The following is a 24,899-nucleotide window of genomic DNA, read 5'->3' as shown; positions in this document are numbered from 1 at the left end:
AATACTGAAGTACAAAAGGTAAAATATGAAAAAACTAACACTTTGGCTCTCGATGATGACATTTACGTTTTTTGCAACGATGCAAGTGGCAGAAGCAAAACGCTTTGGCGGTGGTGGAAGCTTTGGGTATTCAAAGCAAATCGCGCCTAAAAAATTCAATAGTACCAAGCCCAGCTCTAAAACAGAGTCGGCCAGTGCAAAAAACAATACGACGGCAGCCGGTGCTAGAACATCAGGCGCTTCAAGATTTTTAGGACCTCTAGCAGGAATCGCAGCAGGTGGTTTGTTGGCCGCGATGCTATTTGGCGATGGGTTTGAAGGCATTCAGTTATTGGATATTTTATTGATCGTCTTGGTGGCCTTTTTGTTAATGAGCTTTTTGAAAAAACGCCAAGCGATGATGCAACCTGCTTATTCACGTAATGCAGAGCGAACCCATTATGATGCGCAATCGCAAGAGTCCTCTATCCTTGTGCGCGAAAGTCATGCGCCTGCTTATGAACCACATGGCAACGGCAGTATTATCGGTTCTGCTTTATCAGAGCAAGCAGAGTTGACAGCGCAAAAACCGGATTGGTTTGATGATATTAGCTTTATTGAAAGTGCTAAAGGGCATTTTATTGCGGTACAAAATGCTTGGGATGCTTTGGATTTGAGTGAGTTGAAAGACTATTGCACGCCAGAGCTCATGACAGCATTACAATCTGAAATGGACAGTTTACAAGCAGGAGAAAATCATACCGAAGTAGAAGAGTTGACGGCTGAAATGGCTGATATGGCAGTGGATGGAGAGTTTTTTGTTGTCAGCGTACGCTTTAGCGGTTTTATTAAAGAAGAGCAAGATGGATTTGCGCATGCCTTTAATGAAATCTGGCATATTCGTCGGTTAGCGGCTGGAGAAGGTAATTGGCAGATTGCAGGGATTCAGCAAAACCAGGTTTAAGTCTTTTTCTGGTTTTTATTTGCTAAAGCATTTAGCTTTGAGTATATTTTGCTCAGAGGTAAGTAAAAAGGAGTAAACGTGATGGGTGATCGTGCAATCAAAAATATCGGCCTAGTCATGATGACGTTGCTGATGTCGGTAGGGTTGAGCGCTTGTTCAAAGCCTCCAGTTGAAATTACGTCTGTGCAGATTGTGGATAATTTGGATAACGGCTCTGGTAATTTCGACCGTATGCTTCAGATCTGCTTTAAAAAACCGTTGTCGGCAGATTATTATCATCATGTTAAGATCATCACCAATCAGTCCTATAAGCTAGAAGGGGGCAATATGTTGCGCCCTCGAGCATCAGACCCTGATAATAAGTGTCAGCTTCGCAATCTTTATAATTACATCAATAAAGATTCGCCTGTCGGGGCGCGCCAAATGATTAAAGACTTTATGGTACCGGGCAATATCAACCAGATTTTGATTCAAATTTATTTGGATGAACCGCAAGGTAAAGAACTGCCCATTGAAGAGAAGCTGTATAGAAACCTATAAGGTTTTTCTCTTCTGAATCTCTTTGGCTGAAATAAGCCAAATCGTCCAGGCCTGGTAGGGTTACCCTATCAGGCCTTTGTTTTTCACTAAAAGAATTGAGTTTTATGTCCTACCCTGTCACGTTTTCCCATTTTGCCTTTGCTTATGGCCGTCCTGAAAGTGGGGCAATTTTAAAAGCGGAGCCAGCGGACTTTCAAGTTACGGAGCAACTTGCTTTTTCTTTGACAGGAGAAGGAGAGCATTTATGGGTGTGGGTCGAAAAAATTGGACAGAACACGGACTGGGTTGCCAAGCAAATTGCAAGATGGGCTGGAGTCACCCAAAAAGAAATGGGCGTGGCGGGTAAAAAAGATCGCCAAGCGGTCACTCGGCAATGGATGAGTATCCATTTGCCGGGTAAGCAAGATCCTGATACTCAGAGTCTTGAGGTGCCCGGAGTCACGATTTTAAAAGCATTACGGCATAATAGAAAACTTCAGACGGGAGGGTTGTCTGGAAATCGTTTTACGTTGGTTTTACGGGAAATAACCGGCGAAATCACGGACGTTGAACGCCGTTTGCAACAGGTTGCTCAAGAGGGCATACCAAATTATTTTGGTGAACAACGTTTTGGAAATGATTTTCAGAATCTAGCAAAAGCAACGGCTTTGTTCCAAGGCCAGATTAAAGCACCTAAGCGTCATCAAAAAACCATGTATATTTCCGCTGCTCGTTCCTGGATTTTTAATGAAGTTTTAAGTCAGCGTGTACAGCAGGGCACTTGGAATAGGGCCTTACCTGGAGATGTATTTCAGCTAGAAGGGTCGCAAAAATGGTTTGCCGATGATGGTGCTTCAGATTTAGCCAAACGGGTAACTGAAGAAGATATTCACCCAACCGGTGCTCTGACGGGGCGAGGTGTACTGCCGTCACAAAGCGAAGCTTTTCAACTTGAACGATCAGTATTGGAACAACATTCGATTTGGCAGGCAGGTTTGGAAAAGCTCGGGCTAAAACAAGAACGCCGCGCTTTAAGAGTGTTGCCAAAAAATATGACTTGGGAATGGTTAGACAATCAAACCCTGTCGGTCAGCTTTGATTTGCCGGCGGGCAGCTATGCGACTATGGTCATGCGCGAATTATTCGTGATGCGGCAGGAAGATTAAGACTTTAAAACGGGTAAAAAATAGCCAGGCCTGGCTATTTTTTATACAACTCTTCAGGGGTGATAATCGGGTTGGTTAAGATTTCAGCCTGGTTGTTATGTATCGCGGTGTAGAAACAACTTTTGCGCCCAGTATGACAGGCTGGACCAGTCTGATCCACCAGCAACAAAATCGCATCGCCATCACAGTCAAACCGTAAATCTTTTAGCAACTGAATCTGTCCTGACTCTTCCCCCTTACGCCAGTACGACTGACGTGAGCGGGACCAATAACAAACACGCCCCGTTTGCAGGGTTTCTTGTAAGGACAGTTCATTCATCCAAGCCATCATGAGCACTTCTTTGGTATCGAACTGCTGAGCGATGGCTGGAATCAGCCCTTTATCGTCATATTTGACTTGTTTTTTGACGGCTTCCCAGTCAAACGAATCGCCTTGTTGCGCTTTTTCCAGTTGTTTGAATGTGGGCTGTTGTGACATAACGACTCGTCTTATTTCGACTTACGTTTGGCAGCCGCAAAGGCCTGCGCAAATGGGTTGTTCGAAATTTCGTCTTTCACCGGTTCAGGTTTTTTAATCTTCACTTGTGATTTACGACCTCTGACCAGCATGGCATTAAACAATTCGGCTGTTGCTTGTGCATCTGCCAAGGCATCATGCGCATCACCGGGAAAAGGGGTTCCCATGATTTTTTCATACGCATCGGTTAGCTTTGGCGTTTTGTAGAACCAATACATCTTTTCAGACTGCCAACGTAAAGCGCCCACTAAATCTTTAGAAAGCTCGGCAACATCCAACCATTTGTTGTAATCCAGTTCAAAGGTCAGCATTTTCTTTTCCGCACTTTTTTCCAGATAGGCAAAGTCAGATTCAGTACTGTAGGCCAGCACGGTATCCGCTTCGGCTAGAATACGGTGAATTTCTTCCCAGGCATCGGCTAAGAAAGGCGCATCCTGAACCATTTCGGTACAGATGTTGTGTTTGTCATTCTCTGGGATGTCATAACCGGGATTGATTAACTGGTTCAGCAGTTCATTACCTTCCAAATCGCAAATAGAAACTTGGATGATGTCGGCATTGTCTTTGGTACAAATGTCTGTTGCTTCAATGTCGATACAGACGACTTTGTTACCCTTCAGTTCTTGGTCATGTTCTTTGAGTTTGAAGTTAGCATCATTACGACGCTCCTGAATCAAATTGATGACTTCTGACCCCGTGAATTCTTTAATGAGATCCGTTAACTTGCTTTTGAGCTTTTTGACGGACTTGCTTAAGGATTTGCGTACTTCATCCTCTTCACTCGCACGTTCAATCAATTCTTTCACGCTTAAGGTTTCTTCACCGACCACGAGTTGATCCAGAATTGCATTCACGATTTTTGTGGTGTCGAACTGCAAGTCTTCTAGTGGTGGGATTTTAACCGTTGCGCTAATGAGCGCTTTTTCGCCCTTCGCAGGGGAGGCTATGATTTGGATGCCTTTAATATTCAATCCATCGGAAGCGGCGACCGCGACGATGTATTCTTTAATCGGTTGATTGCGTTTATCAATAAAGATAAGTTGGGCGTTGCTCATAGTGGTATTTAACGTTTCTGTGAAAATGACGGTTATTTTATCAGCTTGTCGATTCCTATTCCGGGAAACTGACCGCTTTTCCGTTAAATTTCATCTTTTTGACATATTTTGCTATTCGAAACAGCCATTAATACAACATTAGTGGCGCTCTTTGAAAATTATAAGGACGTGTCATACTTTTGTATTTGTGTCTCATAAAAACAATGTGTTAATGTATTTGTTACGTCAAAACAACTATTTATTTCTTTGAGGTTTTAGAGTCGTTCATTTTCTTTTTGGTGCTTCGGGCTACTTAAAGTGGTGCGACACTGGGGCGAGAGTGTTTAGTTTTTGAACGGTTATTTCATTCTAACTAATTGAAATTGTTGTTCTTAATTGAGTTGGTTCTGATTTCTCTAGTAATGAGGTATTGTGCGTTAAATTCACCAATTCTCTGAAGCGGGTTTCCGATTCTGAAGGAGAAACAATGACTAAGTCTTGGCAGGCTATCCTGGAGAAAGCGATTATAAGTCGCCACTGGTTGCATCAGCACCCGGAATTAACCTGGGAAGAAATCCAAACCGCTGATTATATTCGTGCGCAATTAACAGAGCTGGATATTGCTTGGCGTGCCTGCGCTCAATTCGGTACCGTGGCAACCTTGGCACCGAAGGCAGCTGGACCGCATATCGCTTTTCGAGCTGACATGGATGCTTTGCCGATTACAGAAGCATCAGGGGTTGACTATTGCTCGACTGAGTCGGGCAAAATGCACGCCTGTGGTCATGATGGTCATACCGCGACATTGCTCGCCGCTGCCGCTTGGTTTAAACAAAACGAATCCTTATTATCTCATCCTATCTCTTTACTTTTTCAACCGGCTGAAGAAGGCGGGCATGGCGCTAAAAAAATGATTGAAGACGGTGCGTTAAACGGTATCGATTATCTATATGGCTGGCATAACTGGCCAGCCCTTCCTTTTGGAAAAGCGCTTTGCCCAGACGGGCCTGTCATGTCAGGCAATGGTACCTTTCACATCACATTGAAAGGAAAGGGTGGGCACGCTTCTCAGCCCGAAGTGGCGCACGATCCTGTTTTAGCCGCCGCCGCGGTGACGATGAATTTACAGCAAATTGTCAGTCGTCGGCTTCCACCACAAGCCAATGCCGTGGTCAGTGTCACCTCAATTAACGCTATCAGTAATGTCACGGTTATTCCCGATAAAGTAAAACTTGAAGGCAGTATCCGGTTGTCTCAACCTCAATGGCGAGCGCCCATAAATCAGCTGATTGAAGAAATTACCGAGGCGACCGCAAAAAGTTATGGCGTGGTCGCAGAGGTTGAAAATCGAGCTCGATATGAGGCCACTATTAACCATGCGGTGCCTGCAGCAGATTATCGTGCTGCATTGCAGGCCGAATTTGGTGAAGAGGCGACCTCGTCTGAACTGTTGATGCCGTTGATGGCATCAGAAGATTTCAGTTATTACTTAAATGCAATTCCCGGAGCCTTTGCTTTGGTCGGTATGGCAGAAGACTCTGAGAAAGGTCAGCATTTTTCAGCACCATGTCATAGTCCTGAGTATGTTTTTAATGATCGTGTAATCAAAAAAGTCGTTAAAGTTTTTAGTCGTTTGGCTGGCGCACCCGTGCCTAATTAAGTTCGCTTAAAGCATAGTGTGTTGGATTAGAAGGAGAAAAAAGATGGATTGGTTTGCAAGTTATGAGTCTGAAATCCGTGCGTATGCACGATCTTATCCGGCCGTTTTTGTTAAAGGTGAAAATGCCAAACAAACGGATGAAAACGGTAAAGAATATATTGATTTTTATGCCGGAGCCGGGGTACTAAATTTTGGTCACAACCACCCCAAGCTTAAAGCCGCCATTGTGGAATATATTCAAAATGATGGGGTGCTGCATAGTTTGGATATGATGACAGGCGCCAAACGTGAATTTATAAAAGGGTTTGTGGAAACCATCCTTCAGCCTCGAAAAATGGACTACAAACTTCAATTTATGGGGCCAACAGGGACCAATGCGGTGGAGGCCGCGCTAAAACTTGCACGCCGTGTCACGGGACGCCAAGACGTGGTTGCATTCAGTCAAGGGTTTCATGGCATGACCTTGGGCGCTTTGGCGTGTACCGCGAACGAAGTGTTTCGTAATGCGTCTGGTGTGCCTTTAACGATGGTGTCTCACTGGCCATTTGAAAGTAATCAAGGCGGAGGCATGGAGAGTCTTGAGACCTTGAGAGCCTTATATGAAAATTCCTCCGGTGGCGCTGAGAAGCCCGCTGCCTTTATCGTTGAAGCGATTCAGGCTGAAGGGGGTGTAAATGTTGCCTCGGCAGAATGGTTGCAGGCATTGCAGAAGTTGGCGCATGATTTAGGGGCGTTATTGATTATCGACGACATTCAAGCAGGATGTGGTCGAACAGGGCAGTATTTCAGTTTTGAAAACATGGGGCTTGATCCGGATATTGTAACGTTGGCGAAAGGCATTGGCGGATTGGGAACACCGATGGCAATGAACTTAGTCAAGCCTGAACATGACCAGCATTGGAAACCGGGAGAGCATACCGGAACTTTCCGTGGACAAAACATTTCATTTGTCGCGGGTCGCGAAGCGCTGCGCTTTTTTGAAGACGATGATTTATTGTCGCAAACTCGTGCGAAAGGTCAGGTTATGCAACAGCACCTGCAAACGTTAGCTGATCGTTATTCAGATAAAGGGTTTTGTGTTCGAGGCAAAGGCATGATGCAAGCTTTGGATGTCAAAGACGGCGCTCTGGCAAAAGCGGTGGCGCGAGACTGTTTTGATCACGGTATGTTATTTGGGCCTTGTGGTGTCGGCGGGCAAGTCATTAAGTTGATTCCGCCGTTAACCATACCTGAAGATGAGCTGCAAGCAGGCCTGGCTATTTTAGAGCAGGCAATACAGCGTCAAGTGGAGAAAGCATCATGATTGAACGCGATGATATGACCTTTCCGTTTTCGGAATATGAACGTCGGATTCATGAACTCAGACAACGTATGGAAAAACGTTTGCTGGATGCTGTGATTATTTCCGATCCGGAAAATCTGATGTATTTAACGGATTACCAGACGACAGGGTATTCCTTTTTTCAAGCCTTAGTGGTGCCGATAGACAGTGAACCTTTTATGGTCACGCGTAAGCTGGAAGAATCGAATGTCTTGGCGCGTACTTGGGTGGAGATTACCCGCCCTTATCCTGATACCGGTGATGCAATTCAAATGCTGATTTCTGCGTTGGTGGAGTTTGGTTTGGCTGGGAAATCGATTGGTTATGAACGAAACTCCTACTTCTTCCCTGCTTATCATCAAGATACCTTTCATACCACCTTTACCAAAAGTCGTCTCATGGATTGTTTCGGGATTGTGGAACAAGGTCGCGTTTATAAATCCAGTTATGAACTTGACGTGATGAGAAAAGCGGCTGTAGCGACCAAAGCCGGCATGAAAGCCGGTATTGAGGCTTGTGCTCCTGGTGTGACTGAAAATGAAATTGGTGGGGCAATCAGTCAAGCCATGTTCGCAGCCGGAGGAGAGATTCCCGCGGTGATGCCTTATGTGACGTCTGGCCCGAGAACCATGATTGGACATGCTTCTTGGGAAGGGCGTGAAGTGCAACCTGGCGAACATGTTTTTATGGAAGTGGCTGGGTGTTATCGACGTTATCATACCGCGATGATGCGTACCGCGATTTGCGGAGAACTGACCGATAGCATGTATAAAGCACAAGAAATCATGAAAGTGGCTCTGTCACATACGCGCGAAAAAATGCGACCTGGGATGACGGTTTCTGATGTGGATAATATGATTCGTAATATCATTTCGGATAATGAAATCGGTGCCAAATTGATTACCCGTTCGGGGTATTCCATCGGGATTGCTTTCCCGCCAAGTTGGGATGAAGGTTATATCTTGAGTTTGTTTCAAGGGGATAGTTCGGTATTAGAACCCGGAATGACATTTCACGTGATTCCATGGATGTGGGGCATCGACGGCGATAAGACCTGTGGTATTTCCGATACCTTTTATATCACGGAAACCGGTTGTGGCTCCTTCTTTGAAGATGTCGAACAAAACTTCACTTTGAAACCTTCTCAATCAGCGTCAAATGAAACGCCTATTAAAACGGTTTCTCAGAATAAAAAATCCAAAAAATCCGAGACATCGGCATAAGGAGTCATTATGTTTACAGCAACCAATCCCGCCACGGGAGAAGTCATTCATCAATATAAAACCATGTTGCCTCAAGCAGTCGATTTAATTATTGATAAGTCATTGAATGCATTTCATGTTTGGAAAAAAACCAGCTTTGAAGAGCGCGCGGCATTATTAAATAAAGTGGCTGACTTGATGCTGGAAGATGAAGAAGCCTTAGCTCGACTGATGACATTGGAAATGGGAAAACCGATTAAGGAAGCACGCGGAGAGGTACAAAAAGCCGCTTGGTGCGCGCGGCATTATGCCGAACAGGGTGCGGCGTATCTTGAACCGAAAACCTTAGAGTCGGATGCTTCCCTTAGCTATGTCCAACATTTACCTTTGGGGCCCGTTTTAGGAATATTGCCTTGGAACGCGCCTTTTTGGCTGGCATTTCGGTTTTGTGCGCCGGCACTGATGGCGGGCAACACCTGTTTAATGAAACATGATTCACACGTGCCAGCGTGTGCGGAAGCCATTGCCAAATTATTTGAAAAAGCCGGGCATCCCAGATTGATGCAAAACTTACGTCTTCATAATGAACAAGTGGCTCATGTGCTGGAGCATGAGGCAGTGTGTGCCGTGTCCTTAACCGGGTCGAGTTCGGCTGGCAGTCAGGTGGCCTCTTTGGCGGCAAAGCATATCAAGCCGGCCGTGCTGGAACTGGGTGGGTCCGATCCGAGCTTAGTCTTAGCTGATGCCGACATTGAAAAAGCCGCCGAAACACTGGCTTTGTCTCGTATTATTAATGCGGGACAATCTTGCATCGCAGCGAAGCGCATTATTGTCGAAGAATCGGTTTATGATGCTTTTATTGAAGCGTTCAAACCGCATTTGGCTAATTTAAAAATGGGTGATCCATCGGAAGAAGATACACAGGTGGGGCCGATTGCACGGGCAGATTTACAAGAAGCGCTGGATAGACAAGTCAAAATGACGGTTAAGCAAGGCGCTCGTTGTTTGCTGGGCGGAGAGATGCCAGAAGGAAAAGGCTTTTTCTACCCACCAACTTTATTAGTGGATGTGACGCCTTCCATGCAAGCTTCTTGCGAAGAAACCTTTGGGCCGATTGCGGTGGTGATGAAAGCTGTTTCTGAAGAGGATGCGCTCGAAATTGCCAATGACACACCTTATGGATTGGCCGCTTCAATTTGGACTGCAGACACAGAAAAAGCGCGCCGGATGGCCGCTCAAATTGAAGCCGGACAAGTGGCAATCAACGGCATTGTGAAAACCGATCCTCGTTTACCTAGTGGCGGTGTTAAAAAATCAGGTTACGGCCGTGAACTTGGTCCGCATGGCATTATGGAATTTGTAAACGTGCAACAAGTCTGGGTCGGGCCTGTGAAAAATTAACCAACTAAATTTGGTATTTTTTGAATAAATGGGGTGCTGTTTGGTTCAGCAATTTTGCAAACTGACACAGCGCCCAACGTCGTTTCTGTGGCAAATGTTCTACATAGAAAGCGGTGTATTCGATTTCCGGTTCGCCACCCCGCATCCGTTTGAAAGCGCTCGCCCCTGAGCTTAGATTCATGCAACGGCCACTTTCATACGTTTCTTTCAGCAAAACAGCAATCAATAAACGATATAGGCCGAGAGATTTCGGTAGTTGTGTGTCGTACCCCAATATCGGTGAGGTAATGATGTCTTGCTGGGTCAGTAACCCTATCGCTGCGACAATCCGCCCGGAAATACTTCGAAAACAATGAAAAGTGACCAGGCCTGCCTGATGCAGTGCTTGAAAATACTCCGCCGTGAATTGTGGATTGTAATGCGAGTGTTTTTCAATAAATAACTGGTTAAAACAGGTTTCGATGGCCTGGAAGTCCTCAGGAAACAAGTCTTCGTTTGATACATACTGTAAAGCGGTTTTGCGTAATAAGCGTTGGTCATTTTTGGTGTTATTACGTTTCCACCAATCGGTGTTTTGGTTGTCAAACAAATATACTTGTCTGGCAGGAATTAGAAGCCAGCCTCGTTGTTGCAGCGTTTGCATCAAGTCAGCATTGGTTCGGCCATTCAATGAACGGATACTCAGACTGTGCTCGGGATAACGTTGACTCAGGGATTGAGTGAAATCCAGAACGGTTTCCGATGACCAATCCGGTACGAGATTGGTGGAGACCAGCCAATTATTGATCGAAACGGTTTGGTTGATTTTAGCCAATTTCAATGCACCGCTGGCCAGCCCGATCACACTTTTTAAACTGGTTTCCAGCAAAAGATTGTTGAGTAATCCCAGCTCTTCTTTCGCATAAGAAATATAAGCGGTATAAGGGGAGCAAACATAACTGTTGTCGAATTGTGCCGTGTTAATGGAGATCGGAACCAGGCGTCCATCAATTTCTTCCAGCTTGAGTTCCGTATCAATATTGCGAATAGCATGGCGCAAGCCTATCATTTTCAGACTATTGTAGAAGGCCTGTGCCTCTCCTATAGTTTTCAGGCCGGTTGGTTGGGGGCTCATCGATTCAATCTGTTCTAAAAACATTATGCAACCGACGACAGAGTGTAAGCATGCACACCGCCATAAATGGCAGAACGATCTTGCTGGGTCCAGTGATAATTGGCTTCAATGTCGGTTGACCAGTTCGCCAATAATGCTTCAGGGAGTTTTTCTTCCAGTGGAGAGGTTTCTCCTGCCGTACGAAACACGACTTTCGCACCCGGCATGGCGGTACGGTTCACTTCTTGCCAAAGCTCAGCCAATTGAGATGCGTCCATCCAATCTTGCGCATCTAAAAACAAATAAGCATTCAGGCTGTTAGCCGGCATGGCTTTTAGCCGATCCGTCATCGATTGGTGGAAAACATGAATACGGTCAATGTCTTTTTTTAAGACTTCAAAATAGTCTTTTTTTAAATAGCGCGGCACTGCTCGTCGGTATTTAATGTCATATTCACGGTTAAAGGCCTGCCAGGCAAAGTAGTTATCTTCCAACGGGAAATCACAGGCTAAGCGTCTGGCACGTTCTTTCAGTAAATCATGCATGCCGTACTGCCCTTGCTTGGATTCTTTATCCATTTCATCAAATTGTGCCGGTGGAATGCCTAAACTGTACATCACCACCGATCGGCTGCACAAAAACTTCATTAAACGAGTATCAAATACCGGTGAGACGTGTTCTGCAAATAACGTGTGTTGGTCTTCTCGTGTTCTTGCATGCATCACCTGTCGAATATCGTAGCCCAATGATTTGCTGATCCAATGAATCAACCCAATAAACCGTCCGAGTAAGCCATGGCGATAAAACCCGTTGGTGAAATATTCAATGCGGCGAGCCCCCCAAAAACTTTCTTTGCCCTCCCAATACTCTAATGTCGTTTGGTCTAAATTGGGTTTGATGTGAATTTGATAGCTGTCCATGTTTTTTTGCAGATTGGCACGGCCAAAAAAATCAAAAAAAGATTCATAATCCGGCAAATGCGTTAAAGCCACCTTTTTAAGTTGAATCAAAGCAATATGTGCTTCATTTAAGTCGACTACGGTAATCGATGTCGGTTCCACCGTTAGATAATTCAGCGCATTACAACCGCCTGAAGAGATGGTAAAAATTCGAGAATCATGGTTTAACGACAACGCTTTGATGTCGACCTCCGGGTCTTCCCAGATTTGAGGGTAAACCAGCCGGTCAAACCATCGGGTAAACAAGCGGTCTAAGAAGCCTTTTCGGCTGAAAAGCGAGGTGTTGTTGACTGCCGAGTTCAACAATTCTTTGGTCGCAGGTGTTGCTGACGTTGTCATAAAAGGCTCTCTTTTAAATGATTGCTTAGTTTTCGCTATGCTATAACGAAACGCTTTCGTCAAAATGACCATCTTGTAACAGTTATTTGATAAAAATATGAATCCGATTCTTCCTGCAAAACAACCGATTCAGACAATTTAATTGCATGTTTATTGCATAATGTGGAAGGCGTTATTTAGTTAGACTAATACTATGTTTTTTGATGAAGGATAAGACCGATGTCGTTTAGAAAATTCATTGCATTATTAAGTGGCGCATTGTTCTTTACGCCTTTGTTAAGTCAAGCCAGTGCCAGTCAAAACCAAGACCCTTATGTGGCGAGTTTTGAAACATACGCAAAAGAAGTCGCAGCACTCAACAAAAATTCAGAAGCCAATCATGCCTTTGAAACCTATGCGAAAGAAGTGGCCAGCCTAGAAAAATCCGTCGGTTATATTGGGGATGAATTACCCATTCCGAAAGCCATGAAAGTGATGGACGGCGTCTACACCGTGGTGGGAAGTTTTATTTGGGGGACTCTATCCAACTACGGTTTGAATAACAACTTATCCGCGATTATTTTTAAAGATGGGGTGTTTATCTATAATGGTGGGCCCAATGAAGCCGTTGCATACAGTTTCCATCAACAAATCAAACGATTGACAGACAAACCTGTGAAATGGTTGGCAGTAGAAAATGATCAAGGTCATGCCTATTTCGGTGCCAGCTACTGGTCTGATGTCGGGGTAAAAAATTTGTATTCACAAGAACGTGCTAATGAAAATTGGCATCGAATTTTTAACCAAAATAAAGAACGTTATGCTGCGGCGAGAGGCCGAGCGATTACTCAGTCGGCTCGAGATGTAACGGATTTGTTTACCACCTTTAAAGATCGTAAAACCATTGACGTTGGTGGTGGCGAAACCGTGGAGCTGATTAATTTTGGGGGAGGGCACACGCCGAGTATGACAGGCATGTATATCCCTTCTCGCAAGTTACTCTTTACCGGTGATCTTGGGTTTAATGAAAGGCTGCCCGGGTTATTGCATGACAGCCACTATAAAGACTGGATTCGATCATTTGAAAAAATGGTGGCGATGGTACCAAAAGATGTCACCGTCATCCCTGGGCATGGAACACCGACCAACTTGGCCACGATCAAACGACAAACGTACGATTACTTTGTAGAGTTGATTGCCGAAGTGCAAAAAATTGTTGATCGAGGGGGGGATATTGAAGAAGTCGATGCTATTGATCAATCTAAACACAAAGATAGACCCGTGTTTGAACAGTTGTCTAAAGAAAATGCACGTCATATTTATCAAGAAATGATGGCTGAAAAAACTAAGAACTCTCCCTAAGCAGTCTGTTAAAAGTCTGCGACCCTCCTAAAACCGCCAGGCCTGGCGGTTTTTTTATGCAAAACCCTTGTAAATAAATGGTTTTTGATTGGAATATTAGTGAAAAATGATAACCGGCGTGTCATTAAAAATAACCTTATTTTTTGAGTAAAATTGCATATACTTATTTAAATAATCTTGTTTTAAATCAAAAAAAGAGAATATAAGTCTAATGCCATCAAGATTATATAAAGAGTCCTTTTTAACTTACTGGAAGCAAGGCGGAAAAGTTTTCGCGTTGACTTTTGGGCTCGGCATTTTGGTGGTGTGGCTTTTTATTAGCGTCTATTTATCGGTCGAAGCAGAAGGTAAAAAAGAACGTATTCAATTACATAATCAGTATCTTGCTTCAGCTGCGGGCACCCTTGTTAAGGAATGGGCTGGTGGGATGGTGAAAAATGTGATGTTCTTGGCCGAAGAAACCACCAGCCTAACCCAGAAAAATAACAGTAACGACTTAACGCTGTTGAAAAGCTTGTATTTCAATTTTATCCATCACCAAAATGCATTGTCTCAAATTCGATATATCAACAACGCTGGGCAGGAGGCCATTCGTTTTAATAAAACTCCCACCGGATTGGTCGAGGTTTCTCCGGAAAACTTGCAAGATAAGTCATTACGCTATTATTTTAAAGATGCGGCTCAACTCAAAAATGGGCAACTGGCAATTTCGAGGTTGGATTTAAATTTTGAAAATAATCGCATTGAGATTCCAATTAAACCGACGTTAAGAATTTCAAGCGCGATTTTTAATAAACAAGGTAAGCGTATTGGCGTTTTAGTGGTCAATTTTTTGGTACAAGATTTGTTAGATCAACTGTCCCGTTTAAAGAAAGAACCCCAACAACAACTTTGGATTGTCAATCAACGTATGGATTGGGTTTTGGCACCCCCAGGTCAAAAGATTTTAGGGGAACAGCAAGGCTTGAATCAGGATGATTTATTCTCTAAATATCCTAAGCTGGCAGGGGGGCTGAGTATTGGAAAAACGCCGTCCTCCTTATGGCATGAAGGGGGGCGTCTTATTTATGTGCATCCGATCCGCTTGATTCAATCGCTCGCTAAGAACCACCATGAAGTGGCAAAAAATAGGTCCGGGCAGTTTTATGTGATTACCGAAATGCCCGACTTACCTACGTGGTTGTCAGAATTGTTAAACGATGAGCGGTTGCAACAGTGGGTGCTTCAGCTCATTGTCTTAATCTTCCTTTTTGCATTAGTTCTGGGGTTCTTCGCTAACAGAAGTGCCTATTTTCAGCGTCACAACATTTATCAAAAGAAGCTGTTCGATAATTTTTTTAATCGCTCTCCAAATGGACTGTTTTTATGTGATCAAGGAGGGGAATTTGTCTTTCAAAATAAAGCCGGTCAAATTTTGATGGCTGAACTTGCTTTAAACAAAGTTTATACAGGGTTTCAATTCTATTCGAAATCTTCCCGTCGCCTTTTATGGCAGCAACTGTCCGATGGAAATCCTCTCTCTCAAAATGAATTAACCCTGAAAGTTGACCGCAAAAAACGTTGCTTTAAAGTGCAATGTTTTTTGATGAGTTCAGATAATTTTGAAGCGCCGCTCTTGGCAGCCGTTTTTTATGAAATTACGCAACTGACCGAGGCACAGCAAAAACTTAAAGACAGAGAACAGCAGGTTAGGGCGTTATTAGACAGTGCGCCGGACGGTATTTTACTTTCTGATGCGGAAGGCAAAATATATATGGCAAACCAAAAAGCGCAACAGCTGTTTGATATGACGTCAGAAGATTTTTTAGATGCGACCATTGAGACGTTGGTTCCAGACGCATATAGAGAACATCATAAAGTGCTCAGAGAGCAGTATTTTAAAAGCCCTAAAGAAAGAATGATGGCGATTGGAGTGGACTTCAAAGCTCAGAAATCGAGTGGTTTAACATTTGATGCTGAAATTAGCCTGAGCCCGATTATGATTAAGGGTGAACAGCATGTTATTAGTATTATTCGAGACATTACAGAACGCAAAAAACTGGAAAATGATGTGCGTCAGTCACAAAAAATGGATGCCCTTGGAAAGCTGACAGGCAATCTGGCACATGATTTTAATAACTTTTTAACCACCATTATCGGAAATCTGGATTTATCCAAGTTGTTGTTAGAACAACCGGAAATCGACAAGCAAAAGTTGTTGGAAAAATTGAATGCCGCCGTGTCTTCTTCTGAAAAAGCCGCGAAGCTAACTCGACGCTTATTAACCTTTTCACGACAGCAACCTGTTTCCGAAGATTGCGTGTTGTTATTGCAGTTTTTAGAAGAAGAAAGCCGTATTTTGAAGGCAGCTTGCGGTAAGTTAGTTGAGTTTACAGTTTGTCCAGAAGTGTCCGTTTGGCCAGTGTTGGTTAATCGTGATGAATTGATGACCGCAATGCTTAATTTGCTGACAAATGCTCAAGATGCAATGCCTGATGGAGGCCAAGCTTTTATTGATGTGGAAAACTATATGCAGGAAGATAAAGGCATTGATGTATTAGGTGGAGAGATACCTAAGGGCGATTATGTCATCTTGTCCGTCTCTGATACAGGCTGTGGGATTGAGACTGAGAATTTGAATAGTATCTTCGAACCCTTCTTTACGACCAAACCGAAAAATAAGGGTACCGGTTTTGGCTTGGCACAAGTTTTTAGTTTTATGAAACAGTCTAAAGGGTTTATAAAGCTTTATTCTGAACCCGGTATTGGTAGCACTTTCCAGTTGTTTTTCCCTAGAGACGAAAGCAAAGAATGTATGAAGTTGGCCTCTGGAATTAAAGATGAAAAATTAGATATTCCCTCTCCTATCACGTTAGATGAATCCTTTGATCCTACCCAATATTGTATTTTGGTCGTTGATGATGACGTGAGCGTTCGCGCTCTGGCAGTTGAATACTTAGAAAAGGCAGGCTATCACGTTGAGATGGCTTACAGTGCGGATAATGCCATGTCGGTCTTAAAGAGGCACCCGGTAGATTTAATGTTGACCGATGTGGTGATGCCAGAAAAAAACGGTTTTGAATTGGCAAATATGGTTGAGTCTGAATACCCCAATGTGGATATTATTTTCAGTTCAGGGTTTCCTAAGGATATCCTGAACCACGCTCGATTGCTTAAGCAAAAAATGGTTTTATTGGATAAGCCTTACCGAAAATCTGATTTGTTAAGTATTGTTCAAAGTCATTTAATTTCACGCCAGTCTGCTCTGGGCTCAGATAGTAAAAAATAGGATGTCTCATGGAAGTAAATATGCTCGTCATTGATGACGAACGTTCCATTGCGGAACTGATTGGTTCTGTCGCAGAATTAGTCAATTCGCCTTGTCATATTGTCACTGACGCGACGGTTTTAAAAGAATCGGATATAAAAAATATCGACTTGATTTTTTTAGACCTCTGGATGCCAGACAAAGACGGGATTGAAGTGTTAGGTTGGCTTCATGAGCATGCATATGAAGGGGCGCTCGTTTTAATGAGTGGCGTGGATTCTTCTGTATTGATGAGTGCGGAAGGGTTGGCATCGGCATACGGTATCAAAGTGATTGGGCATTTGAATAAACCATTTGATGTGGATGCCATTCAGACCTTAATCAAAAGAGTGCATGACGTGTCAAAAGAAGGGCGTGTCAAGCAGCCAGAATCTTCTTCTGAAGAAGTATTGATGACTCCTGATGCCCTACAGCAGGCGTTGGATGAAAACCGATTGACGGTGTATTATCAACCGCAAGTGGACTTGAATACTCAGCGTGTGGTCGGCTTTGAAGCCTTGGTCAGAATATTAACTGCCGATAATGAAGTGATTCATCCAAAATCATTTTTACCCATTGCTGAAGAACATGGACTTATGCATGAGATTACCCGTCGGGTTGTTAATCAAGCGCTAACTGAATTCAAAAAATTATTAAATCAATATGGTCAGTTAACGCTTTCGGTTAATTTGTCCACACAAGACTTAGAAGACCTTGAATTTGCCGATTGGTTATATCAAAAAGTCGATGAGCAGGATATTCCTCGAGGCAAGATCATCTTTGAAATATCCAGGATTGATCTCTCGCCATCTTTTACAACGGTGGTTGCTGGATTAAGTCGTTTGAGATTGAAAGGGTTCAAAGTCTCATTGGATTACTTCGGTTCAGGCAATGTGGCGATGGATCAAGTGCAAACCTACCCTATTACAGAGTTAAAAATTGATCCTTGTTTCGCCGTTAATCTCTTAACCGATGACAAGTCGGCCATCCTCATTAAAAGTACGTTGCAGATGTGTCACGCCTTAGATTTAGATGTGGTGGTGATTGGGGTTGAAAGTGAAGCCATTGCCGCACAACTCAAACTTCTCGGCGCTCGGATTGTACAAGGGTATTGGTATTCGCGTTCACTCAGTTTCGATAAAGCATTGGCGCTTTTAGAAGATAATGAAGAAACGACCCCTGTCGAAAACGTGAACTTATGTGCAACGGCAGAACAGGCGGCACCGGATACCGAAGTCAAACTTCGGCAACCAGCCCCTTCATCTGTTCAAAAAAATGATAATGAGCGTGTGCTCTCTATGCTTGAATCGCTTGAATCGAAAGTGATGCCATCAGCAGAGTCCAGCACGACGCAACAAGCTGTTTCAAAATCGACCTCCCCCTCTTCTGAGTCGTCGGTTTTAACCCAAGAGAAATCACCTGAAAATGACCAGACCTCAACTGAGACGCAACAAGCCATAGATCAGGAAGAGGATGAAGAACCTATTTTGGCGCAGTCAAAAGTAAAGCTTGGAAAAACGCCGCCACGTGCCATGCTGACTTTTATTTTGCCATTAACCGGTAAATTCAGCTTTATAGGAAACAGCCAAAAATTCGGCATGATTTTAGCCTATCTAGCCGCGTTTGAAGGGCGCCGTGCTGATTGTCATATCGGCTTAGAATTTTATGATGATGCTTCATCCTTAGATCAGTTTTATACCTATACCGAAAACAATATTTCGCCCAAAAGTATCGGCATTATTGGGCCGTCTTTTTCCTTATTTGAGTCAGAGGCTTTTGCCAAGAAAACGGCTGACAGTAAAGTCCCCATTATTGGCGTGTTTAACAGCTGTGATGACTTGCGAAAGCCAAGTGCAAAAGGAATTTATAACTTCAAGCCAGGGATCAGTGCAGAAGTCGACCTGATCTTGGATAGGTTGAAAGAAAGTGATAGCAAGTCACTTTGTATCATCCCAAGATCCCGTGTAAAAATGGGCTTAGAATTGATTCGAGCACGCATGGATGCCTCGGAAATCATCAGTTATGACATGAAAGATTTTAATCAAGTTATTCAAGCCGTTCAAAAGCGATTGCCGAATAAAGTATTCTTTTTTGGGTCGGCCAGAGCGATGGTAAAATTGATTGAAGAGGTCAATAACGAAAATATCCAGTATTACACCACCTCGTTAGCCGGAAGCGGAATGTTGAAGAAACAGTTATCACGCCAAGGAAAACTCAGTGTCATGGCAACAAGCCCTTTGCCTGACTTACACGGGGATACGATGGTTGCTAAATTGTTTCGATCACAAGCCAAGGAGCGTCGAATCCCCTCTAAATTTATTAACATTATCAGCTTCGAAGCTTATTTAATTACCAAATTGGTGTTGGATTTATACATCAAAAATAATCAGAACATGGATGCCAAACAATTGAGAAAAGCCTTAGAAGGCCTGTTCAGTTATGATTTAGGATTGGATTATCCGGTTTCCTGGGGGCAAGAAACCCGACAGCTTTTACACCATATCTACCTGAATAAATTGTAATGAATAAGTATAAAAAATGCCCAGGCCTGGGCGATATTGGTAGGCTTAAGTTGAAATGAACCAACCAAGCAAGCCGAGCAAAATCGCATATCGTGCGCCTTTGCCGATGAAAACCAATAAAGCAAACCAATGAAAGGGCACGCGCATAATGCCCGCAATCAAGGTTAACGCATCGCCAAAAATAGGCGCCCAGGCTAACAATAATGACCAGGTTCCATAACGTTGAAACCAACGCTGGCTGGCGTTTAACGCCTTAGGTTTAATGGGAAACCAGCGCCGATCTTGATAATGCAGTAAATAGCGCCCTAAAGCATAATTCACCATGGACCCAAGTGTATTACCGAGCGTAGCCCAAAGCCATAACATCCAGGGGTCATGCCCTGCGGAGGCGAGCCCTAACAGCAAAATTTCCGAGCCAGCGGGAAACAATGTTGCAGCGAGAAATGACACTAAAAATAAAGAAAGATAACTATCCATTCTCGTATTTTAACCCTTTCTTAAAAGTTTCATCAGCTGTGTTTCATAAAATGACCAGGCCTGGCCAATATTTAGTATGGAGGTGTTTAAAGTCATTGAAAAATTTAATCATTCTCCAAAAGCCTACTCTGATAGGACTTCAGCGATTAGACATTATTTTGAGTTGAAAATCGTGCCATCTTGCACGTGACTATTGTTGAATTTTGCGTTATTTTGGGAAGTCAGATTTAAAAAAATAATTTGTTCATTAAAACAATAGGATAAAAATCCAAATTCTACAAAGGATGTGAATCATGAGTGGTAAAAGTGTTGATTTGAATAAAACAGGTAAAGGTAACAAACTGATTAAAGAAAAAGTCCATGATCCTTATATGGCGCGGTGTAAACCGACAGAACCAACCGTTTGTTCAAAGTGTGGTGTGGTTTTTTCCTCGGGCCGATGGCAATGGATGGAAAATGCCCCGGATGATCCTAAAATGATTTTGTGTCCGGCTTGCCAGCGAATCCATGACCGAGTGCCGGCCGGGTATCTAACCCTACAGGGTGCTTTTTATAATGAGCATAAAGAAGAAATTGCCAAGCTCATTCAAAACCATGCTGATCGTCAGGAACAAGACCACCCTTTAAAGCGCCTGATGAACATTGAAGATCAGCAAGACAACTCAACCTTGGTCACCGTGACTGAGCATCATTTAGCAACCAGCCTCGGCAAAGCGATTGAAAGTGCTTTTCAAGGCGATTTAGATATTCAATATACCGACGAAGACACGATTGTTCGTGTCTATTGGGAACGCTAATCTAACCCAAAAGGGACAAGGCTTTTGCATAAAGCCAAGCCATTGTTGTGCTGAGCGTCCCTTTTTCTGCTTATTCATATTTCGATTCATTTTTAACCCAGTCATACAAAGCGATAACCGATTTTGTAAAAGAGGATATTTCTAATGAAACTGTCACTTGTTGTTAACAATAAAAAATACTCGGTTGAGGCCGATTCAGATACGCCTCTACTTTGGGTGCTTCGAGATCATTTACAATTAAATGGCACCAAGTTTGGGTGTGGTGAAGGCCTGTGTGGCGCCTGCACCATCTTGCTAGATGGCAACCCCATTCGCAGTTGTTCTTTTCCTATTTCGTCATTAAAAGACCAAGCAATTACGACCATTGAAGGCGTTGACCCCAATCATCCAGTGGTACAGGCTTGGACCAAGCTGGATGTTCCACAATGCGGCTATTGTCAATCCGGGCAGATTCTCTCTGCCGTTGTACTTCTAGACAAAACATCGAACCCGACCGATGAAGATGTTCAGTCAGCCATGAAAAACCTGTGCCGCTGCGGAACCTATCCAGAAATTAAGAAAGCCGTTGAGCTGTCCACCGAGTTAAAGCGAAAGGAGGCGTAAGATGCAAGATTTAATGAAAAAGATTTCCTCACAATCTTCTCAAGAGTCATCTGTAGCACACACCTCCAAAAACGTTCAGGTCGAAGTGATTGAACCTGAAAACCCAAGTCGCCGTGCGTTATTAAAAGCAGGTCTGCTTGGCATGGGTGGACTCGTGCTTGGTTTTAGTTTGCCGTCTGCGCAAAAGGCTTATGCGAAAACCGATGCCTCAAGCTCAAACAGCTATCCCGTTAAAGGGTGGTTACAGTTAGATGAAAGCGGTCAGCTCGCCATGTTTATCCCTGTTTCCGAAATGGGGCAAGGATCACAGACGGCCATTACCATGATTTTCGCTGATGAATTAGGCGCGGATTATCAAAAGGTGGTGGTGAAGTCGCCCATTAATGACCCTCTCTATAACAACCCGATGTTTGGCATGCAGCTAACAGGTGGGAGTACCGCTGTACGCGCATGGTGGGAGCCGATGCGTGTGATTGCGGCGACTTTGCGTGAGATGTTGGTTAAATCTGCCGCCAAGCAATGGCAAGTCTCCGCTAAGGAGTGTGAAATCAAAGAGGGCATGATCCTTCATAAACCTACCCAACGCCAAATTGCCTTTCAGCATGTCATTGATACGGCTAAGTGGGTTCAGCCCCCTAAAAATCCTACCCTTAAGAAAGCGAGTGAATACCGCTACATCGGTAAGTCGATGCCACGTGTGGATACGCCCAGTAAAGTGAATGGTACCGCGGTCTTTGGGATTGACGTTCAACTGCCCGATATGCTGATTGCCACCGTTGCACAGTCACCGGTGTTTGGTGGGCAAGTAGACAGCTACGATGAACAAGCCGCCAAATCCGTCAAGGGTGTGAAAGGTATCGTTAAAATTCCACATGGCATTGCCGTGGTGGCCGACAGTTACTGGCAGGCCAAAAAAGGGTTGGAAAAGCTTAAACCAACCTTTAAAGGTGGCGACACGGTTGGGCTGAACACCGATAACATCGAAAAACGCTTACATGACGGTTTAAACAAATCCGGTGAGTCGGTTAAATCGGCTCAAGCGGTGACCGATTTTGAACATAAATATGAAGCTGTCTACTCCGCCCCTTATCTGGCGCATACTACGATGGAGCCGATGAACGCCACAGCGCATGTGACTGACTCGCATTGTGAGGTTTGGGCACCGACTCAAAACCAAGCACAATCTGCTAAGGTCGCAGCGGAATTAAGCTTGCATCAACCCGAGCAAGTCACCATTCACACCACCTATCTTGGGGGTGGGTTTGGGCGCAGAGCCTTTGTGGATTATGTTGCGCAGGCCGTGACCCTTTCCATGGAAATGGAACGCCCGGTCAAAGTGATTTGGTCTCGTCCGGAAGACATTCAACATGACTTTTATCGCCCCGCTGCTGTCTGCAAGTTTGACGTGAAAACGGATGCCAAAGGCCTACCGTTGGAATGGCAAACCAAAGTGGTGTCCGACTCCACCATGGCGGAATTTACCAATGGTTCAGATACCATGATTGATGGTGCCATGTCTGAAGGGCTGGCCGATCAGGAATATCAATTGCCGAATGTGTCTTTATCCGTGGTGCGTGAAGACATGAAAATTCCCGTCGGTTTCTGGCGTTCGGTTGGGCATTCCTACACGGGCTTTTTTCTGGAAGGCATGTTGAATGATCTGGCGCAAAAAGCCGGTTATGACCCATTTGATTATCGACGTGCTTTGCTCAAGCCCGACTCCAGAACCGCAGGCGTCCTGAATCAATTGGAAAAACTCTCCGGTTGGAAGTCCAAGCCAGCGGATAATGTCGGTAGAGGGATGGCCGTGGTCGAAAGCTTTGGCAGCTTTGCAGGTGAAGTGGTTGAAGCTCGCTTAGAAAACGGGCAAATCAAAGTCGATAAAGTCTATTCTGTGATTGACTGCGGCATGGTGGTGAACCCCGAAATCGTTAAAAGACAAATGAGTTCCGGGATTATCTACGGACTCACAGCAGCACTGAAAGGCAAGATTCATTTTGAACAAGGACGCGTTCAGGAAACCAACTTTGATGACTACCCGGCGCTGACAATGGCAGAGACACCGGAAATCATTGTCGAAATTGTCAAAAGCGAAAAGGGGCCCGGCGGCTATGGGGAGCCGGGCGTTCCACCGGTCGCGCCCGCACTTGCCGCAGCGGTCAGTCAGCTCACTGATAAGATCTATCGAGACTTACCGCTGAAGGTTTAATTTATTTTCAAATACGGTTGAAGCTTTAGTAAATTCAAATCAAGCTTCAACTAGCTTTTTGTTCTTATATTTTTTCGTCTCGAAAATTTTTGATATGTTCTAAAAAGTATAAAAAATACCTAAACATCTCTTTTTCATCATCAGTTTTAGCTATAGCTCTTAGGTTTTTAGTTGCTATAGACCATCTCTTTAAATGTTCGCTACTAATTGTTGCAGCAATTGGTAGCAATGATTCATAGATATTTAATGAATCGTTCGCCCACTCCTTTATAAAGAGGGGTTCAATATCTGTAAATTTATTAACAACAATAAGTTCTTTAATCAATTCTTCAATATTATTAATATCATTTAAATTTTTGATTTTACTATGTAAAGGGGCTCCCCACATCATAACAAGTACTGCTTCGTTACATAGGGAATCTCTAGTGTTGTATTTTTCGCGCTTAGTCGGGAAATAAATAACAATTAAGTAAAAAATATAGCTTACTAGAATTCCAGTTGATAGATTAAAAAGCACATTGTTACCAGAAATATTTGTAATGAGAATGGTTTCCCCAATTGTTCCCTCTAAAGCTTTCCATAGTGGATCTGTAGAAGCTAAAAGCATGGTTAAAGCTGAAAGTAACACCAGTGTTAAAAGTGCTATGTCATATTTGTGATGTTTAATACCTGTTTTCACTGTAAAATTTAACCTTTATAGGAGTTTATTCACTAAATATATGTAGCAAAATAAGGACTATAAATTGTTCTAAAACGAGCTGAATTTTCGGCACAATTGACTGTTTTAAAAAATGTTTCTTTTGTTAGGAAGACCACTTAATCGAGCATCCCATGGAAGGAATCTGTTCTTTAGGGCCTTTCCCGGTTTCAGCGACTTGTTTCATCGCTTCCAATAAATCGCGTTTAACATCTTCTGCAGCGGTTTCTTTACGAGAGGCATCGAGCCTACCACGGTATTGCAGTTTTAAATCGGCATTGTAGCCAAAAAAGTCCGGTGTGCACACGGCACCATAGGCTTTGGCAACTTCTTGCGTTTCATCCATCACGTAGGGAAATGGGAAGTCATAGGCTTCGGCGACTTTTTTCATGTTTTCAAATGAATCTTCTTCGTATTCGTTCGGATCGTTCGACATAATGGCAATGCTGTTGACGCCATACTCATCACGCAGGATACGCGCATCGTTGGCCAAGCGTGTTTGAATGGCTTTGACATACGGGCAGTGGTTGCAGATGAACATTATTAACAAGCCATTCGGTCCTTTGGCTTTTTCCAAAGTCCAGTTTTGTCCGTCAACACCGGGTAAATCAAAATCGATGGCGGGTAAATCAAAATCACAAATCGGGGTGGTTAAGCTGACCATACTGTCTCCTTTTAAAAAACGTTAATAGTTCTATTCTCTGCATTATTGGCAAGAGTGACAAGTTTATAGATACATAGATTCAACAAGCAAGTGCAACACCTAGGAATAGAAAAAGGTTAGCTAATGAGCTACCTTTTCAGTTCCCCAAC

At 43.7% G+C, this 24,899-nt stretch carries 20 protein-coding genes; 13 read left to right on the top strand and 7 right to left on the bottom strand.

Features of this window, described 5'->3' with window-relative positions; genetic code table 11:
* The first annotated feature begins 25 nt into the window (after positions 1-25).
* The 3 genes from P8629_RS09365 (at position 26) to truD (ending at position 2,628) form a co-directional block, all read left to right on the top strand.
* Positions 26-943: a Tim44 domain-containing protein gene (locus P8629_RS09365; RefSeq protein WP_278165868.1), complete on the top strand. Its 918-nt coding sequence runs from the start codon at positions 26-28 to the stop codon at positions 941-943.
* A gap of 81 nt (positions 944-1,024) precedes the next feature.
* Complete coding sequence (locus tag P8629_RS09360; RefSeq protein ID WP_278165867.1) at positions 1,025-1,483, top strand: hypothetical protein; 459 nt, start codon at positions 1,025-1,027, stop codon at positions 1,481-1,483.
* A 104-nt stretch (positions 1,484-1,587) separates the two neighbouring features.
* Positions 1,588-2,628 carry a tRNA pseudouridine(13) synthase TruD gene (truD, locus tag P8629_RS09355; protein WP_278165866.1) on the top strand — a complete coding sequence of 347 codons (1,041 nt, stop codon included), beginning with the start codon at positions 1,588-1,590 and terminating at the stop codon, positions 2,626-2,628.
* Between the two features lie 34 nt (positions 2,629-2,662).
* Here the strand turns inward: truD and hisI are convergent, their stop codons facing one another.
* Positions 2,663-3,106, bottom strand: coding sequence for a phosphoribosyl-AMP cyclohydrolase (hisI, locus tag P8629_RS09350; RefSeq protein WP_278165865.1), 444 nt, complete (start codon positions 3,104-3,106; stop codon positions 2,663-2,665).
* Between the two features lie 11 nt (positions 3,107-3,117).
* A complete protein-coding gene (locus tag P8629_RS09345; protein ID WP_278165864.1) occupies positions 3,118-4,200 on the bottom strand; it encodes a 3'-5' exonuclease in 1,083 nt (360 codons plus the stop codon).
* A gap of 466 nt (positions 4,201-4,666) precedes the next feature.
* Here P8629_RS09345 and doeB2 point away from each other — a divergent pair, with 466 nt between their 5' ends.
* From doeB2 to P8629_RS09325, 4 genes are read left to right on the top strand one after another with little or no spacing between them, the layout of a single operon-like run.
* Complete coding sequence (gene doeB2 / locus P8629_RS09340) at positions 4,667-5,839, top strand: N(2)-acetyl-L-2,4-diaminobutanoate deacetylase DoeB2 (protein ID WP_278165863.1); 1,173 nt, start codon at positions 4,667-4,669, stop codon at positions 5,837-5,839.
* A 43-nt stretch (positions 5,840-5,882) separates the two neighbouring features.
* The gene (ectB, locus tag P8629_RS09335; protein ID WP_278165862.1) at positions 5,883-7,142 is read left to right on the top strand and encodes a diaminobutyrate--2-oxoglutarate transaminase; all 1,260 of its coding nucleotides are present in this window, start codon (positions 5,883-5,885) and stop codon (positions 7,140-7,142) included.
* Positions 7,139-8,383: an ectoine hydrolase gene (gene doeA / locus P8629_RS09330; protein WP_278165861.1), complete on the top strand. Its 1,245-nt coding sequence runs from the start codon at positions 7,139-7,141 to the stop codon at positions 8,381-8,383. Before ectB ends, doeA begins: the two co-directional genes overlap by 4 nt.
* 9 nt (positions 8,384-8,392) lie before the next feature.
* Positions 8,393-9,763, top strand: coding sequence for an NAD-dependent succinate-semialdehyde dehydrogenase (locus P8629_RS09325; RefSeq protein WP_278165860.1), 1,371 nt, complete (start codon positions 8,393-8,395; stop codon positions 9,761-9,763).
* A 4-nt stretch (positions 9,764-9,767) separates the two neighbouring features.
* Here the strand turns inward: P8629_RS09325 and P8629_RS09320 are convergent, their stop codons facing one another.
* Positions 9,768-10,901 carry a GNAT family N-acetyltransferase gene (locus P8629_RS09320; protein WP_278165859.1) on the bottom strand — a complete coding sequence of 378 codons (1,134 nt, stop codon included), beginning with the start codon at positions 10,899-10,901 and terminating at the stop codon, positions 9,768-9,770.
* On the bottom strand, positions 10,901-12,154 hold the full coding sequence (locus tag P8629_RS09315; RefSeq protein ID WP_278165858.1) for a DUF3419 family protein: 1,254 nt from the start codon (positions 12,152-12,154) through the stop codon (positions 10,901-10,903). The genes P8629_RS09320 and P8629_RS09315 overlap by 1 nt, the downstream gene beginning before the upstream one ends.
* 219 nt (positions 12,155-12,373) lie before the next feature.
* Here P8629_RS09315 and P8629_RS09310 point away from each other — a divergent pair, with 219 nt between their 5' ends.
* The 3 genes from P8629_RS09310 (at position 12,374) to P8629_RS09300 (ending at position 19,303) form a co-directional block, all read left to right on the top strand.
* The gene (locus tag P8629_RS09310) at positions 12,374-13,495 is read left to right on the top strand and encodes an MBL fold metallo-hydrolase (protein ID WP_278165857.1); all 1,122 of its coding nucleotides are present in this window, start codon (positions 12,374-12,376) and stop codon (positions 13,493-13,495) included.
* A 211-nt stretch (positions 13,496-13,706) separates the two neighbouring features.
* Positions 13,707-16,763, top strand: coding sequence for a PAS domain S-box protein (locus tag P8629_RS09305; RefSeq protein WP_278165856.1), 3,057 nt, complete (start codon positions 13,707-13,709; stop codon positions 16,761-16,763).
* Between the two features lie 8 nt (positions 16,764-16,771).
* Positions 16,772-19,303, top strand: coding sequence for an EAL domain-containing protein (locus tag P8629_RS09300; protein ID WP_278165855.1), 2,532 nt, complete (start codon positions 16,772-16,774; stop codon positions 19,301-19,303).
* 45 nt (positions 19,304-19,348) lie between these two features.
* Here P8629_RS09300 and P8629_RS09295 read toward each other — a convergent pair whose 3' ends face one another.
* Positions 19,349-19,780: a YqaA family protein gene (locus P8629_RS09295; RefSeq protein WP_278165854.1), complete on the bottom strand. Its 432-nt coding sequence runs from the start codon at positions 19,778-19,780 to the stop codon at positions 19,349-19,351.
* A 293-nt stretch (positions 19,781-20,073) separates the two neighbouring features.
* Between P8629_RS09295 and P8629_RS09290 the strand changes: the two genes are divergently transcribed.
* The 3 genes from P8629_RS09290 to P8629_RS09280 all read left to right on the top strand — a co-directional run bounded on the left by P8629_RS09290 (position 20,074) and on the right by P8629_RS09280 (position 23,389).
* Positions 20,074-20,577 (top strand): BCAM0308 family protein, encoded by a 504-nt coding sequence (locus P8629_RS09290; protein ID WP_278165853.1) that lies wholly within the window; start codon positions 20,074-20,076, stop codon positions 20,575-20,577.
* A 144-nt stretch (positions 20,578-20,721) separates the two neighbouring features.
* Complete coding sequence (locus tag P8629_RS09285) at positions 20,722-21,180, top strand: (2Fe-2S)-binding protein (RefSeq protein ID WP_278165852.1); 459 nt, start codon at positions 20,722-20,724, stop codon at positions 21,178-21,180.
* Position 21,181: 1 nt separating this feature from the next.
* A complete protein-coding gene (locus tag P8629_RS09280; RefSeq protein ID WP_278165851.1) occupies positions 21,182-23,389 on the top strand; it encodes a xanthine dehydrogenase family protein molybdopterin-binding subunit in 2,208 nt (735 codons plus the stop codon).
* Positions 23,390-23,453: 64 nt separating this feature from the next.
* On the opposite strand, the gene P8629_RS09275 is transcribed toward P8629_RS09280, so the two are convergent.
* Positions 23,454-24,068 carry a hypothetical protein gene (locus P8629_RS09275; protein ID WP_278165850.1) on the bottom strand — a complete coding sequence of 205 codons (615 nt, stop codon included), beginning with the start codon at positions 24,066-24,068 and terminating at the stop codon, positions 23,454-23,456.
* Positions 24,069-24,192: 124 nt separating this feature from the next.
* Positions 24,193-24,750, bottom strand: a complete 558-nt coding sequence (locus P8629_RS09270) for a thioredoxin family protein (RefSeq protein ID WP_278165849.1) — start codon at positions 24,748-24,750, stop codon at positions 24,193-24,195.
* Between the last annotated feature and the right edge of the window lie 149 nt (positions 24,751-24,899).

The sequence above is a fragment of the Hydrogenovibrio sp. 3SP14C1 genome (assembly GCF_029625905.1).
Lineage (GTDB): Bacteria > Pseudomonadota > Gammaproteobacteria > Thiomicrospirales > Thiomicrospiraceae > Hydrogenovibrio.
This window is presented reverse-complemented; position numbering and strand designations above follow the sequence as displayed.

What these genes read in the sequence shown, in the direction of transcription:
- doeA (WP_278165861.1), top strand. Translation starts at nt 7,139, where the DNA reads ATGATTGAACGCGATGATATGACCTTTCCGTTTTCGGAATATGAACGT.
- P8629_RS09280 (WP_278165851.1), top strand. Translation starts at nt 21,182, where the DNA reads ATGCAAGATTTAATGAAAAAGATTTCCTCACAATCTTCTCAAGAGTCA.
- P8629_RS09270 (WP_278165849.1), bottom strand. Translation starts at nt 24,750, where the DNA reads ATGGTCAGCTTAACCACCCCGATTTGTGATTTTGATTTACCCGCCATC.
- P8629_RS09345 (WP_278165864.1), bottom strand. Translation starts at nt 4,200, where the DNA reads ATGAGCAACGCCCAACTTATCTTTATTGATAAACGCAATCAACCGATT.
- P8629_RS09320 (WP_278165859.1), bottom strand. Translation starts at nt 10,901, where the DNA reads ATGTTTTTAGAACAGATTGAATCGATGAGCCCCCAACCAACCGGCCTG.
- P8629_RS09315 (WP_278165858.1), bottom strand. Translation starts at nt 12,154, where the DNA reads ATGACAACGTCAGCAACACCTGCGACCAAAGAATTGTTGAACTCGGCA.
- P8629_RS09295 (WP_278165854.1), bottom strand. Translation starts at nt 19,780, where the DNA reads ATGGATAGTTATCTTTCTTTATTTTTAGTGTCATTTCTCGCTGCAACA.
- P8629_RS09285 (WP_278165852.1), top strand. Translation starts at nt 20,722, where the DNA reads ATGAAACTGTCACTTGTTGTTAACAATAAAAAATACTCGGTTGAGGCC.
- P8629_RS09310 (WP_278165857.1), top strand. Translation starts at nt 12,374, where the DNA reads ATGTCGTTTAGAAAATTCATTGCATTATTAAGTGGCGCATTGTTCTTT.
- ectB (WP_278165862.1), top strand. Translation starts at nt 5,883, where the DNA reads ATGGATTGGTTTGCAAGTTATGAGTCTGAAATCCGTGCGTATGCACGA.
- P8629_RS09300 (WP_278165855.1), top strand. Translation starts at nt 16,772, where the DNA reads ATGGAAGTAAATATGCTCGTCATTGATGACGAACGTTCCATTGCGGAA.
- truD (WP_278165866.1), top strand. Translation starts at nt 1,588, where the DNA reads ATGTCCTACCCTGTCACGTTTTCCCATTTTGCCTTTGCTTATGGCCGT.
- doeB2 (WP_278165863.1), top strand. Translation starts at nt 4,667, where the DNA reads ATGACTAAGTCTTGGCAGGCTATCCTGGAGAAAGCGATTATAAGTCGC.
- P8629_RS09325 (WP_278165860.1), top strand. Translation starts at nt 8,393, where the DNA reads ATGTTTACAGCAACCAATCCCGCCACGGGAGAAGTCATTCATCAATAT.
- hisI (WP_278165865.1), bottom strand. Translation starts at nt 3,106, where the DNA reads ATGTCACAACAGCCCACATTCAAACAACTGGAAAAAGCGCAACAAGGC.
- P8629_RS09305 (WP_278165856.1), top strand. Translation starts at nt 13,707, where the DNA reads ATGCCATCAAGATTATATAAAGAGTCCTTTTTAACTTACTGGAAGCAA.
- P8629_RS09290 (WP_278165853.1), top strand. Translation starts at nt 20,074, where the DNA reads ATGAGTGGTAAAAGTGTTGATTTGAATAAAACAGGTAAAGGTAACAAA.
- P8629_RS09360 (WP_278165867.1), top strand. Translation starts at nt 1,025, where the DNA reads ATGGGTGATCGTGCAATCAAAAATATCGGCCTAGTCATGATGACGTTG.
- P8629_RS09365 (WP_278165868.1), top strand. Translation starts at nt 26, where the DNA reads ATGAAAAAACTAACACTTTGGCTCTCGATGATGACATTTACGTTTTTT.